We start from the raw sequence: 12,669 nt of genomic DNA, 5'->3' as shown, positions 1-12,669 counted from the left end.
TCAAATCCATTTATCATGAAAAAAATTTACCTCTTATTGACAATGATGCTTGTAGGTGTTACCTCCAATGCCTCTCCTGAAGCACAGGGAAATTTTGATCGCAGGGCTGATGAAGAAGCTTTCATTTTTGTGGAAAGAGGGGTTGAATTTGCCGTTTTTCCAGATGGGCAGTTTGATTTCTTCTTTCATCCACAGGCAAATTTCCAGAGGGTTTCTCCTCATATTAATTACAGCTATAATTCCGGTTATAACTACGGTCCCTTTGTACAGTATGACGATTACGGTGCTGTAATTCAAATTGAGAATGTCCCGGTTTATTATGATTACTACGGAAGAATTGTTCAGGCCGGACGGGTTCAGATAAGGTATAATGCTTTTGGAATGGTGAACAGGGTTGGGAACCTCTTTGTGCATTACGATCCTTACCACAGGTATAGTCATACTTCAGGTTTTATAAACAATAGAAATGTAAATTACGTTTATAGGCCATGGCATGATTACTACATGAGGCCTACAAACTTCTCTGTGGTTTACAATCAGCCTTACCGCCTGCATTATGAACCTTACAGAATGAAGTACAACAGCTATAAAAAGTACTATTATAATAATCATTTTGACAGGAACTCTTTTCAGAAGAGCTACTACAAACCGGGCGACAGGGTTACCTCCTATCACCGTGGAAGAAGGACAGAAGCACAGAAGCAGGAAAGAATTGAAAATGCTACTGCTACAAATGCCCCAGTATCTGTGCCGCAGGCAAGAAATAATTACAGGGATTCTCAGCAGATGTTACCTTCAAGAGAAAAAGCAGTACAAAGAACAAGGACTTCAAGAGCTCAAACTCCTGCAGTTCACCAACAGGAAGCCCGACAAAGCCGCACAGAAAATCGTTCTGTACGGAATGAACAACGAAGTACAAATAGAAATAACACTTCAATAAACACTTTCCCGCAAAGAAGCGTACAGGCAGAGAGCAGAACAAGAAGGTCGGCAGAGACGGTTAATCCCGCTACCAAAACTTCAACTCCTGCAAGAGAGACCAGAAGTTCTCGAGGAAGAGATTAAATAATTAGTTTGGTTGGTTAGTTGGTAAATCTCCGGTTGCATTAGCGCCGGAGATTTTTATTTTAATACCCCTGCTGCCTTAAAATCTATCTCTGCGGAAGTCTCAAGGTCTTTTCAATGATCTTGTTTATTTCGGGAGATAATTTTAGCACATAGATCACCAGGACGTATAGCACTCCGATGATGCCCGATTTAAGCACTATATTGATCACCGGGTGCCATGAAAATTCCCAAAAGTAAAATCCTAATCCAAATATCAGGATGAGAAGCAGACTGTAAGCTGTCTCTTTTGAAAATGGATGAATTTTAAATTTCCTGAGCACAATGATCAACTTTACTGTATTGTAACAGGCAAACGCTAAAAAGGTTGCCAGCGCCGCTCCTAAAAGTCCGAGAACGGGAATAAGCAAAATATTGAGAACAAACGCCAGCACAGCCAGAAAAACACCAATGGCCAGCACCAGGCGGTAATAATCTGAATTAAAAAGAATACTATTGTTGTTCCCCAGCAGGTTATCGTAAAGCTTCACAGCACTAATCAAAATTACAATCACATAGCTAATCTGGTATTCGTCGGGAATGAGGGCGTAAAGCTGGGAAATATTAGTAATGATCACTAAAAAGATAAGTCCGCTTATTATCAGTAAATTCAGGGAACTTTTTTCATAGAGCTCTAAAAGTCCTTTTTTATCTTTTTTATTGAGCAGCGTAGCCGTCATTGGATACGTTATTTGGTGCATCGCCCGCGAAGGAACAGCGATTACAGAAGAAATATAAACCGCAATCCCATACACCGCAACCATTTCAATAGGAAGAAACCTTTCAATCATCACTTTATCAAGATCGAGTAAAACCATTGCTACTGAACCTGCTATGAGAATTAAAGCAGAATACTTCAGGATAAAACTTTTATTCTTCGGAAATGAAAAACTAAGTTTCGGAAAGTACAAATTGAAGGCATAAAACATCATTAGAACCAGTCTTAACACAAAAACTGCACCCACGGCATAAACAAATTCTTCCACCGAAAGATATCCGAAGTAAACCGCAAGAAGAAGCAGAGAAATACATCCCCTGTGAAAAACTTCCTTCATAAAATTTCCGAAGACACTTTTATAGGCCACCTTTGCCCACGAAAAGAAAATCTCAAAATATGAAGTCGCCAGGGCAATGACAAAAATGAGCCAGATATAAGGTTTTACAAGCCCCTCCCCGTCTGAAAAATAATCGAGTAGCAAGTCATATGAGAAGTAACCGATCAACCCTAAAATCAGGGAAATTCCCAGCGGCAAAAGCAGGATTACACTCAGCAGCCTGTCTTTTTCTTCTTTGGAATCGTAAAAAGTATAAAACTTCACCAGGGTATTGTGCACTCCAAAAGCCATTAACGGCCAAATAAGACTAGCAGCCGATAATAGAAAACCAACGAGCCCATAATACTCGGGCGTAAGAAAATTGGTGTAGAGAAATAAAGTATTGATGGCACCAATTCCAAAACCAACATAAGTGGTAGCAAGGTTTTTGGCCGATTGGCTTACAATAATTCCCATTACAACTGCTTTATAAGATTTGCCAATCTCTTTGCAAGGGCACTCCTGCTGTACTGCTGCAAACCTATGGGATACGACCTCAATTCGCCTTTTTTGAAGAGTTCATACTTCTCTAAAATGTAAGCCTTAATTTCCCCTTTTTGAGGGTACAGAAAATAAGACCCTGTATTGGTTTCTCTAATGATCTTTTCAATATCGGCATCTACAGGCCCTACCGCAAGAATGGGACGTTCACTCACCATATACTCAAACAATTTCCCAGGAATTATTCCCTTTGTTTCCTCACTATCTATTTCAATTAGCAGGAGCAACTGCGAACTTTTCTGCAATTGTAAAGCTTCTGAATGAGACACGTAATTCTTTAAAACCAACCACTCTTCCAAATGCCATTTTTGAATACTCTCCAAAACCGGATCTCCCACTGCTCCCACAAGCTTAAGCTGAAAATCTTTTGCAAAATCTTCATTTTCGGTAATTAACTCTGAAATCGCCTGCCATAGATTCTCCGGATTTCTTCCTGAAAGCAACGAGCCTATATGCGAAATACTAAACTTTTCGTCCATTGGAAGTTTTTCTACCTTCTCAACATCATATCCGTTAGTAATTACTTCAACAGGCCTCTTCGTTTTTGAAAGAAATTCCGCTTTAGTGGTAAAACTGGTGGTTATAATTTTTTCGGCGCTCTGCAGCACCTCTTTTTCCAGTTCCTGGTGTTTTTTACGGGAAGCGGGAAGCAGTTTTAACTTGCTGTGGTACCCAATCTGCGTCCAGGGATCGCGAAAATCGGCCAGCCACTTTACACCCATTGTTTTTTTAAGCTCCATACCAATAAGGTGCATACTGTGGGGCGGCCCTGTAGTAATTATCGTATCAATTTCATGCTCCTTCAGGTAGCTTGTAAGATATTTTACTGAAGGTTTTATCCAGAACTTCCGCGCATCGGGAATAAAGAAGTTACCCCGAATGAAAAGCATGAACTTCTGCAAAAAGCCCTGCTTTTGTTCCTTCGGAATAATTCCGGAGCTAATCTTTTCCGTATCCTTTTTTGACAGCATTCCGGCGACAGCATAGGGTTCAAAAATGGCATTTTTAAGCACCTTTATTTCTGAAGGAATTTCGGCTTCAAGACTGGTATCTTTCAGAGGGTAATGAGGATTTTCGGGGGTATAAACTATAGGTTCTATTCCATTTTCAGGAAGATATTTTACAAATTTAAGCCACCGCTGCACCCCGGGGCCACCGGCCGGGGGCCAGTAATAAGTAACTATAAGTACTTTTTTCATAGCCCTGCTTAAAATGTCAAATTACTTACGTCGTATCTTCCAGAAAAGACCACCAATCAACAAGAGCCCTAAAACTATAGAACTGGCTAACGCAATTGAACTTCCCGTCTTTACTACTTCTGGCTCAAACCTAAAGGTGATCTCGTGTTCTCCTACAGGCACCATCATTGCCCGCAGCACGTAATTTGCTCTAAAATGCGGAACTTTCTCACCGTCAATATAAGCTTGCCACCCGTGCGGGTAATAAATTTCGGAAAAAACCGCCATACGATCGCTTTCTGCAGAAGCACGGTAAATCAATTCATTCGGCTGATAAGAAACTAATTCAATACTCGCTGTACTATCGGCTTCAAACTGCTTTTTTGGAAGGAATTCAGCAAAATCATCGTCTACAACCGCCACTCTTTTGGTGTTGATACCATCGAGCGCCTGAATAGCTTCATTCGCGTTCTCTACCATTTTCACTTCCTGAATGAACCATGCATTGCCATTAGTTTCAGGATTTGCCTGAGCTACAGCACCCTCTTCCGTAGGAATAATGAAGTATTTGGTGTTGAGCATATTGAGCACCTGCAGATTGTTTTGTGACAAATAGAAGTCATAAAGCTCCTGCATCCTGCCCGGCTTTGCGGCATGGTAACCTCCTATAGAATTGTGGAAAAATGATGTGCGGGCCGTATTAAAAGGACTGCCGGTAAGGTCAAAAACCCTGTAGTGGCTCTCATCCCTAATAATCTCCCTATCGGCTTCAGTAGCCTGGAAAGGCCTGTTCACCACACTTGATCTTACAAAATCTTCGCTATCAACGTATCTTTTATCAACGCCAACTAAATCAACAAGAATGAGCAACCCAAGTCCCAAAAATGTCAAATTCCGGTTAAGTTTTTGTTTCACAAAAAACCAGAGTACTGCGGCAGTGAGCAGCACATACACCAGGGAACGAATGGCGTCAGCCGTAAAGACGGCTTTGCGATCTTCCTTTAATGCCCTCACAAACTCGGGCCCCAGCTGCTGAATTAGCACTCCGTCGCTTGCGCCTGTAAAACTGAAAGCTCCCCTAAACAGCAGGAACAATAAGGCAATACCGCCCGTAATTATTGTGGCCCATTTTATTGAATAAACTTTTCTTTCCACACTTTCTTCTTTAAAGAACAACCGGGAAAGCCCGGCGATAGCAAGCACCGGAATACACAATTCTAAAATCACCTGAATTGAAGACACCGCCCTGAATTTGTTGTAAAGCGGCACATATTCAATAAAAAAGCGGGTTATAAATTCAAAAGGATAGTTTTTACCAAATGAGAGTATCAGGGCCAACAGGGAACCTCCAACCACCCACCATTTCAGTTTTCCCCGCACCAGAAAAAGTGCAAAGACAAACAAGAAAAGTACCGTGGCGCCAACATAGGCCGGGGCACCCACAAAAGGTTGATCTCCCCAGTAAGTGGGGGCTGCTTCTGCAAATTGTGCCGCCTGTATTGGGTTTGCACCCAACTGCAGCAACTGCGAATAAACGGCAGAATCTGTCCCCAGGTTTTCTGCGCTCGAACCTCCCATAAAACGCGGTATGAAAAGGTTAAAGCTTTCCAGAACTCCATAACTGTATTCGGTGATATAATTGTAATCAAGTCCGCTAGACTTCTCTGGAGTACCTTCGGGGTTAATAGTAAGTCCGGTATCTCCACGAGTACTAAAGTCGGCATATTCCTGGGTGGCCAAAAGATTGGTAGCATTCGTGCCTATTGCCAACACTACTGCAACTACCATCACAGCAAGTGCCTTAAAGAATTCGGGTAACGTCTTTTTCCTGAAGGCTTCGATCAAATACACTATTCCTATTACGATCACCAGCAGGAGTAGGTAAAAAGTCATCTGGAAGTGATTAGCACTTATTTCCAGTGCCATTCCGAAGGCCAGCAGTAAAAATCCTATAATATATTTTTGCCTGAAGCACAGCAAAATACCGCCTATCACCCACGGCATATAGGCAATGGCATGAGCTTTTGCGTTGTGCCCTACTCCAAGTATAATAATGAGATAGGTAGAAAACCCAAAAGCCAGTGCTCCCAAAAAGGCCAGCCTGTAATCAATTTTTAGGACCAGAAGTAAAATATAGATCCCCAGGAAGTACAGAAATAGATAATCGGCTGGGCGGGGTAAAAAACGCAGGGTTCTGTCCAGTTCTTTAATGTAGTTATGAGGATAATTTGCACCCAGTTGGTACGTGGGCATCCCACCAAAAGCAGCATCGGTCCAGTACGGCTCCTCGCCTGTCTCGGCCCTAAAATCATTTTGTTGACGGGACATCCCTATATACTGGGCAATATCACTCTGGTAGATTTCCTTCCCCTGAAGTACAGGATAGAAGTAGGCAAGAGAAATTATAATAAATCCCAGGAAAACAAAAATGTGAGGCAGTACTTTCTTTAGGGAAAAATTCATACGAAGAGAGTTTTGGAGCGGAAATTAGTCAATTTCTTCATAATCGATATACTCTCCCACGTCATTCTTTGATTTAGGGGTGCTTTTAGGCTTTTTTTCAATGCTCACCTCACCCTGTTGCCGTTGTTGCCCTCTGCCAGGATCAAACTGGCTAAAACGCTGTTCAAACTTCTTTCCAATCTTCTTTAAGACCCAACGAAGTAGTATGGGGCCAAACCAGCGTATTAATAATTTTAAACCAAAGTAAACAAGAAGGACTATAAGTAACACCCTCAATACCTCGGTCAATGAAGCTTCGTGCATTCTAAAAGTTTTGGTAAAATTACTATTCTACTCAAAGAAAACCATTGCTGCAACCAAAAAAAATGAGAAAAACTCTATATTTGATCATCACCAATCAGCTCTAATATGAGGATCTACCTGACTTTTTTTCTCTTTTGTTTCTTCGGAAGTTTTAATGCCACTGCTCAATATACAGAAACCATTAATTCAAACAGGCCCGGAAATTCCCAGGGGGCTTTTGCTGTAGGGCCCATGGTGCTTCAGGTAGAAACCGGGGCAAAATTAGGGAACGACACTCATGAGCTGCTACAGACGGATACCGATCTTTGGGGAATAGATTACGCCATAAGATTTGGGTTCCTCTTTGAAGAGCTCGAGATCAACCTGATGGGGTCTTACCTCAATCAAACCACCAATTACGTGGTTGGAGCCAACAACGAGGCTTACGAAATATCCAATTTCGATGCTAATGCCATAGGAGTAAAATACCTGGTATACGACCCCAATAAAGATGCAAAAGAGAAGAAACCCAATCTTTACAGCTGGAAGGCCAATCAACGCTTTGACTGGAGTACCCTGGTACCCGCAGTATCTTTGTATGCCGGCGCCAATTTTTCATTCGGTGACAACCCGTTTCTCTATGAGGGGCAGTCAAAATTCTCACCTCGTGCCGCTGTAATTTCTCAAAACAACTGGGGTCCCTGGGTCCTGGTCCTTAACATTATTGCCGACAGGATTGGAGATGATTCTCCAACTTATTCGGGTATAGGTACGCTCACCCACTCTTTCTCAAAGAAGTTTGCAGTGTTTGGAGAATTCCAGACATTGATCAGCGATATCTACAGCGATGAGATTGTTCGTGGCGGTTTTGCTTACCTCTTTCACAAAAACTTCCAGGCAGATATCTCAGGGCTTATCAATTTCAAAGACACACCTTCGAGATGGCAGGTTGCTACCGGAGTTTCTTACAGGTTTGACTGGCACAAGCAAGACCAGTACCTTGAAGCGCAACAAGAACTCTAATTATTCTAAACAGAACATAAATTTAAAGCATCTGGCATGATAGATATAAGCGGTACTTACACAGATCAGTACCAGCTCACAATGGGACAGGTATACTTCAGCAAAGGAGAAGCAGAAGAGACTGCCATTTTCGATTATTTTTTCAGGAAATTACCTTTTGAAGGGGGCTTTGCAATATTCGCCGGGCTCGAAACCCTCCTGGATTACCTTCAGGATTTTAAATTTTCAGATAAAGACCTGGAGTTTCTCAGCACTCAAAACTTCTCTAAAGAATACCTCGACTACCTTAAAGATTTTCGCTTCCGCGGAAAGATCTTCAGCATGAAAGAAGGAGACGTGGTATTTCCCGGTGCTCCCGTGGTGAGAGTAGAGGCAAATATCATTGAAGCCCAGATCATTGAAACCCTACTTTTGAATGTGCTGAATTTCCAGACGCTCATTGCTACAAAAGCAGCAAGAATGGCTATTCAGGCTAAAGGCAGTACGTTGATAGATTTCGGACTTAGAAGAGCACAGGGGTTTGGGGGCTATCACGCGAGCAGGGCAGCTATTATCGGCGGCTTTGAAGCCACAAGTAATACCCGTGCCGGAAGGGATTTTCACTTTCCGGTTTCAGGCACCATGGCGCATTCCTTTATTCAGAGTTATGAAAACGAGCTGGATGCATTCAGGGATTTTGCTGAAATTCATCCCAAAAATGCCATTTTACTGGTAGACACTTACGATACCTTGAAGAGCGGAATTCCTAATGCCATACAGGTTGGTAAAGAGATGGAAAGCCGTGGCGAAAAGCTCAAGGGAATTAGGCTCGATAGCGGTGACCTTGCTTATTTAGCAAGAAAATCTCGTGAGATGTTGGACAAAGCGGGGCTGGATTACGTAAAAATATCAGTTTCCAATCAGCTGGACGAGCATCTTATCAAGAGTTTGCTCGATCAGGAAGCGCCTATAGATATTTTTGGGGTGGGAACAAACCTGGTTACAGGAAAGCCCGATGCCGCCCTGGATGGCGTCTATAAACTATCTCTTTTTAAGAACAAGCCCAGGATCAAACTTTCGGAAACTATTGCTAAAGTAACCCTGCCACATCGCAAGCAAGTGTATAGATTGCTTGATGATTCAGGTAACTTTTTGGGTGCCGACGTGGTTTGTGTGGCAGGTGAAGGAAATCCTGAAATGATGTACCATCCCTACGATCCTTTAAAATTCCGGTTTGTTGGCGATGTAGAAAAAGAAGAACTTTTGAGCCTGGTCATGGAAGATCAAAAGAGGGTTCACAAAGAGACCAGTATCAAAGAAATAAAGGAATTCAGCAAAAAGAGACTGGAACAACTTCCTACGGAATACAAGAGGTTCTTTAATCCGCATATCTATAAAGTAGGTATAAGTGGAAAACTCAAGGATGAAAGAAATTCCCTGATCGAAGAACACAAAAATAAGAGATCATGAAAACACTCATCATAGTAGATGCCCAAATAGATTTTATGCCGGGCGGTGCACTTGAAGTTAAAGATGGAGACAGGATCATCCCGGTGATCAATCAAATTCTTCCGAAATTTGAACTCGTAATAGCCACCCAGGACTGGCACCCAAAAGAGCATAAAAGCTTTGCCGTAAATCATCCCGGAAAAAACGAGTTTGAGGTAATTGACCTTAATGGACTGGAACAAAAGCTTTGGCCGGTGCACTGTGTGCAGGGCACAAAAGGAGCCGATTTTCATCCCAACCTGGAAACAAAACCCATAGAAGCCATTTTTAGAAAAGGAATGGACCCTGAAATAGACAGTTATAGTGGCTTTTTTGATAACGGCCACAAGAAGATCACTGGGCTTGGCGGATATTTAAAGGAAAGAGGAGCTGTTGAACTCTATTTTTGCGGACTTGCTGCAGATATTTGTGTTTATTTCAGCTTACTTGATGCCCTTAAAGCAGGTTTTAAAGCAACGCTGATCGAAGACGCAGCCGTGCCCCTTCTTCCGGAAGAATTTGATAAAATTAGAGAAGATATTATTAGAAATGGCGGAAGAATAACTCATTCAAAAGAGCTTTGAAAAATGCCATTTTTGACACCCATAGCTCAAAACTCTTACTCATAACTAACGCCGGTGCCACCTTCGGGTAAACCACCATACTGCGGCTTGCAAAAAGCCAGTGAGCACCACAGAGCTTATAATGTGCTGCAATGCATGAAGTACCCCAAAAGAATAACCGTCCATAAATTTGTTGGGTAGGTCATATTGGGTCACTAATTTTTGACCCAAATATCCAAGAAAGCCAAAAGCCACCAAAACGAAAGCATAAGTAAAGAAGAAAAAGAAATTCTTTTGCTTGTTCCATTTGAAATACACCGAAGCCACAACCAGCACAAGCCAGCTCACCCAGATGCTTATTTGGTAATTTAATACCGACTCATGAGCCTCCTGCAGCCCAACATCTCCTAAATTTCCAACAGCACTAAACAGTGTGAATAAAGGATAAAACAGAACTACCAGAAAAAGGAATTTTAAGATGTTTTTCTTTTTCATAACGGCTTTTGGTTATAGTCTTAAGTTACAAAAAGATTACTGTTACCAATAAAAAAACTCCCGACTCTTTTAAGAACCGGGAGTTTTTGAAATAAAGGTTTTCTTCTATTATTTGGCGATATTCACCGCACGGGTTTCGCGTATTACGGTAATTTTCACCTGCCCCGGATAGGTCATGTCTGTCTGGATCTTTTGAGAGATCTCAAAAGAAAGATTGGATGCTTTTTCATCGCTAACCTTTTCGCTTTCCACGATCACCCTCAATTCTCTTCCTGCCTGTATTGCATAGGCTTTTTTCACTCCGCCAAAACCAAAAGCGATATCTTCAAGATCTTTCAACCTTTGAATGTAAGAATCCAATACCTGTCTTCTCGCACCCGGCCTGGCTCCGCTTATAGCATCACAAACCTGTATGATTGGAGATAATAGGGACGTCATTTCAATTTCATCGTGGTGGGCTCCAATAGCGTTGCAAACTTCAGGTTTCTCTCCGTATTTTTCAGCCCATTGCATACCAAGGATTGCGTGAGGTACTTCAGTCTCTGCATCTGGCACTTTACCAATATCGTGAAGTAATCCTGCGCGTTTGGCCATTTTTGCATTTAAACCGAGCTCAGCAGCCATAACTCCGCATAACTTCGCAACTTCTCTTGAGTGTTGCAGCAGGTTTTGACCGTAAGAAGAACGATACTTCATTCGTCCTACAATCCGTATCAATTCTGGATGCAATCCGTGTATTCCAAGATCTATCACAGTGCGTTTTCCAACTTCAATGATCTCCTCTTCTATTTGTTTGGTAGTTTTCTTGACCACTTCTTCAATACGTGCCGGGTGAATCCTTCCGTCGGTTACAAGTTTGTGGAGCGACAGGCGGGCTACTTCCCTTCTTACCGAATCAAAACAGGAAAGAATGATTGCTTCCGGGGTATCGTCAACAATGATCTCCACTCCTGTCGCAGCTTCAATAGCGCGAATGTTTCGACCTTCCCTACCAATAATTCGTCCTTTTACATCGTCACTTTCAAGGTTAAATACCGAGACGCAGTTGTCTATGGCTTCTTCGGTACCAATGCGCTGTATAGTGTTTACAATGATTTTTTTCGCCTCCTGCTGCGCAGTAAGTTTAGCCTCCTCAATGGTATCCTGAATAAGGGCCATGGCATCGGCTTTTGCAGTATCCTTTAATGACTCTACAAGTTGTGCCCGGGCATCTTCGGCTGAAAGCCCGGAGATGACCTCCAGTTGCTGAACTTTGCTGGAATGAAGTTTATCTACTTCTTCCTGCTTTTTCTCCAGAACATCGTTTCGGTGATTATAATCGGCAATTTTTTCTTCCAGATCCTTGTTCAGGTTTTTATTCCTGGCAAGTTCGCTGGAAACCTGGGATTCTTTATCCCTTACCCTCTTTTCGGCATCAGCAATTTTCTTGTCCCTCGAAAGAATAACCTTTTCGTGTTCGGACTTTAATTCGATGAATTTTTCTTTAGCCTGTAGGATCTTGTCTTTCTTGATCCCTTCAGCTTCCTGTTTGGCTTCTTTTAAAATCCCGGCTGCCGATTTTTTAGCTCTTTGAATAATTTTGGAAGCGTTCTTCTTCTCCAGGTACTTTGCCAGTCCAAATCCAATTGCCAGTCCCAGGACAAGTGAAATAATAGTGATCGCTATAGTTAGTGTATCCATTAGTTAGTTTTTATGTAAAAAAAAAGCCTGTACTAGTCGTTGATTTGTATAAACTCTCTAAATCAAGTTTAGGGCTAACAAGCTGATCAAGGATCCGCTCAAAGGCGGCTTGCTTTTACAACTTAAACTCACCCTTTTTAAAGAATTGGTGTTGAGTTTATCAAAATAAATTAACTAATACAGGCAGTAACCTTTATTTTCTAATTCAAAGAACAGTTAAACCAAGTGTTTGTCAAGCAGGTCATTGAGCGCTTTCAATTTATCTTCAGCCAAAAGTACTTCACTGCTGCGGTCAATTGATTTTTGCTCGGTTTGGGCAGCAAACTGTAAGGCACACATTGCCAGCACATCCTGCTTATCCCTAACGGCATAACTCTGTTCAAATTGCTTAATCATGAACTCTATTTTTTTTGCAGCCTTTCGAAGCCCCTCTTCCTGCTCAGGAAGAATGGTCATGGGATATACCCTGTCTGCAATAGAGATCTTTATTTTAAGCTGATTCGACATTTTTTTATTCTTCTATTCAGAGAGGTGAACAATACATTGATCTATTTCCCTGATCAAGCTATTTATTTTAAGCTTGGTTTCTTTTTTATAATCATTACTGCCCAGCAAGGCGTTGGCAGCTTTAAGAGTTTTTACCCTGTTTTCTGAAGACTCCAGGCTTTCCTGTAATCTTTGTTTTTCGGATCTTAAAGAAGTTAATTCCTCCTGAAGGCTTTGTTGTTTCTGCTCCAGTTTTTTATAATTCTGAAGCAACTTCTCAACCCTACCTTCAAGAATATCAATTATTTCTGTTAAATCACTCATTAAAGCTAA

General features: G+C 41.8%; 12 protein-coding genes and 1 other RNA gene. 4 read left to right on the top strand and 9 right to left on the bottom strand.

Annotated features, from left to right (window positions below; genetic code table 11):
- Nucleotides 1-15: 15 nt before the first annotated feature.
- Nucleotides 16-1,065, top strand: a complete 1,050-nt coding sequence (locus tag OQ279_RS04040; protein WP_266068532.1) for a hypothetical protein — start codon at nucleotides 16-18, stop codon at nucleotides 1,063-1,065.
- An 86-nt stretch (nucleotides 1,066-1,151) separates the two neighbouring features.
- On the opposite strand, the gene OQ279_RS04035 is transcribed toward OQ279_RS04040, so the two are convergent.
- Genes OQ279_RS04035 through OQ279_RS04020 form a run of 4 tightly spaced genes read right to left on the bottom strand, consistent with a single transcriptional unit; the run spans nucleotide 1,152 to nucleotide 6,643 of the window.
- Nucleotides 1,152-2,615, bottom strand: coding sequence for a lipopolysaccharide biosynthesis protein (locus OQ279_RS04035; RefSeq protein WP_266068530.1), 1,464 nt, complete (start codon nucleotides 2,613-2,615; stop codon nucleotides 1,152-1,154).
- Complete coding sequence (locus OQ279_RS04030; protein WP_266068528.1) at nucleotides 2,615-3,898, bottom strand: glycosyltransferase; 1,284 nt, start codon at nucleotides 3,896-3,898, stop codon at nucleotides 2,615-2,617. Before OQ279_RS04030 ends, OQ279_RS04035 begins: the two co-directional genes overlap by 1 nt.
- 21 nt (nucleotides 3,899-3,919) lie before the next feature.
- Nucleotides 3,920-6,340: a YfhO family protein gene (locus tag OQ279_RS04025; protein WP_266068527.1), complete on the bottom strand. Its 2,421-nt coding sequence runs from the start codon at nucleotides 6,338-6,340 to the stop codon at nucleotides 3,920-3,922.
- A gap of 24 nt (nucleotides 6,341-6,364) precedes the next feature.
- Nucleotides 6,365-6,643 (bottom strand): DUF4834 domain-containing protein, encoded by a 279-nt coding sequence (locus OQ279_RS04020; RefSeq protein ID WP_266068526.1) that lies wholly within the window; start codon nucleotides 6,641-6,643, stop codon nucleotides 6,365-6,367.
- Between the two features lie 105 nt (nucleotides 6,644-6,748).
- Between OQ279_RS04020 and OQ279_RS04015 the strand changes: the two genes are divergently transcribed.
- From OQ279_RS04015 to pncA, 3 genes are read left to right on the top strand one after another with little or no spacing between them, the layout of a single operon-like run.
- Nucleotides 6,749-7,645 carry a transporter gene (locus tag OQ279_RS04015; protein ID WP_266068524.1) on the top strand — a complete coding sequence of 299 codons (897 nt, stop codon included), beginning with the start codon at nucleotides 6,749-6,751 and terminating at the stop codon, nucleotides 7,643-7,645.
- A 36-nt stretch (nucleotides 7,646-7,681) separates the two neighbouring features.
- A complete protein-coding gene (locus OQ279_RS04010) occupies nucleotides 7,682-9,094 on the top strand; it encodes a nicotinate phosphoribosyltransferase (protein ID WP_266068522.1) in 1,413 nt (470 codons plus the stop codon).
- Nucleotides 9,091-9,696 carry a bifunctional nicotinamidase/pyrazinamidase gene (gene pncA, locus OQ279_RS04005; RefSeq protein WP_266068521.1) on the top strand — a complete coding sequence of 202 codons (606 nt, stop codon included), beginning with the start codon at nucleotides 9,091-9,093 and terminating at the stop codon, nucleotides 9,694-9,696. Before OQ279_RS04010 ends, pncA begins: the two co-directional genes overlap by 4 nt.
- Before the next feature lie 45 nt (nucleotides 9,697-9,741).
- On the opposite strand, the gene OQ279_RS04000 is transcribed toward pncA, so the two are convergent.
- From OQ279_RS04000 to OQ279_RS03980, 5 genes are all read right to left on the bottom strand, one after another.
- Nucleotides 9,742-10,170 carry a hypothetical protein gene (locus OQ279_RS04000; RefSeq protein WP_266068520.1) on the bottom strand — a complete coding sequence of 143 codons (429 nt, stop codon included), beginning with the start codon at nucleotides 10,168-10,170 and terminating at the stop codon, nucleotides 9,742-9,744.
- Nucleotides 10,171-10,278: 108 nt separating this feature from the next.
- On the bottom strand, nucleotides 10,279-11,850 hold the full coding sequence (gene rny, locus OQ279_RS03995) for a ribonuclease Y (protein ID WP_266068519.1): 1,572 nt from the start codon (nucleotides 11,848-11,850) through the stop codon (nucleotides 10,279-10,281).
- Nucleotides 11,851-11,900: 50 nt separating this feature from the next.
- Nucleotides 11,901-12,007: non-coding RNA, 6S RNA (gene ssrS, locus OQ279_RS03990), on the bottom strand.
- A 59-nt stretch (nucleotides 12,008-12,066) separates the two neighbouring features.
- Nucleotides 12,067-12,357 (bottom strand): cell division protein ZapA, encoded by a 291-nt coding sequence (locus OQ279_RS03985; RefSeq protein WP_265163332.1) that lies wholly within the window; start codon nucleotides 12,355-12,357, stop codon nucleotides 12,067-12,069.
- 12 nt (nucleotides 12,358-12,369) lie between these two features.
- Complete coding sequence (locus OQ279_RS03980) at nucleotides 12,370-12,660, bottom strand: coiled-coil domain-containing protein (RefSeq protein ID WP_266068518.1); 291 nt, start codon at nucleotides 12,658-12,660, stop codon at nucleotides 12,370-12,372.
- Nucleotides 12,661-12,669: the final 9 nt, after the last annotated feature.

The organism is Salinimicrobium profundisediminis (assembly GCF_026241755.1).
Lineage (GTDB): Bacteria > Bacteroidota > Bacteroidia > Flavobacteriales > Flavobacteriaceae > Salinimicrobium > Salinimicrobium profundisediminis.
This window is presented reverse-complemented; position numbering and strand designations above follow the sequence as displayed.

Bases quoted from the DNA above. Each gene is read 5' to 3' on its own strand.
- OQ279_RS04040 (WP_266068532.1), top strand. From the start codon at position 16: ATGAAAAAAATTTACCTCTTATTGACAATGATGCTTGTAGGTGTTACC.
- rny (WP_266068519.1), bottom strand. From the start codon at position 11,850: ATGGATACACTAACTATAGCGATCACTATTATTTCACTTGTCCTGGGA.
- pncA (WP_266068521.1), top strand. From the start codon at position 9,091: ATGAAAACACTCATCATAGTAGATGCCCAAATAGATTTTATGCCGGGC.
- OQ279_RS04025 (WP_266068527.1), bottom strand. From the start codon at position 6,340: ATGAATTTTTCCCTAAAGAAAGTACTGCCTCACATTTTTGTTTTCCTG.
- OQ279_RS04030 (WP_266068528.1), bottom strand. From the start codon at position 3,898: ATGAAAAAAGTACTTATAGTTACTTATTACTGGCCCCCGGCCGGTGGC.
- OQ279_RS04015 (WP_266068524.1), top strand. From the start codon at position 6,749: ATGAGGATCTACCTGACTTTTTTTCTCTTTTGTTTCTTCGGAAGTTTT.
- OQ279_RS03985 (WP_265163332.1), bottom strand. From the start codon at position 12,357: ATGTCGAATCAGCTTAAAATAAAGATCTCTATTGCAGACAGGGTATAT.
- OQ279_RS03980 (WP_266068518.1), bottom strand. From the start codon at position 12,660: ATGAGTGATTTAACAGAAATAATTGATATTCTTGAAGGTAGGGTTGAG.
- OQ279_RS04010 (WP_266068522.1), top strand. From the start codon at position 7,682: ATGATAGATATAAGCGGTACTTACACAGATCAGTACCAGCTCACAATG.
- OQ279_RS04000 (WP_266068520.1), bottom strand. From the start codon at position 10,170: ATGAAAAAGAAAAACATCTTAAAATTCCTTTTTCTGGTAGTTCTGTTT.
- OQ279_RS04020 (WP_266068526.1), bottom strand. From the start codon at position 6,643: ATGCACGAAGCTTCATTGACCGAGGTATTGAGGGTGTTACTTATAGTC.
- OQ279_RS04035 (WP_266068530.1), bottom strand. From the start codon at position 2,615: ATGGGAATTATTGTAAGCCAATCGGCCAAAAACCTTGCTACCACTTAT.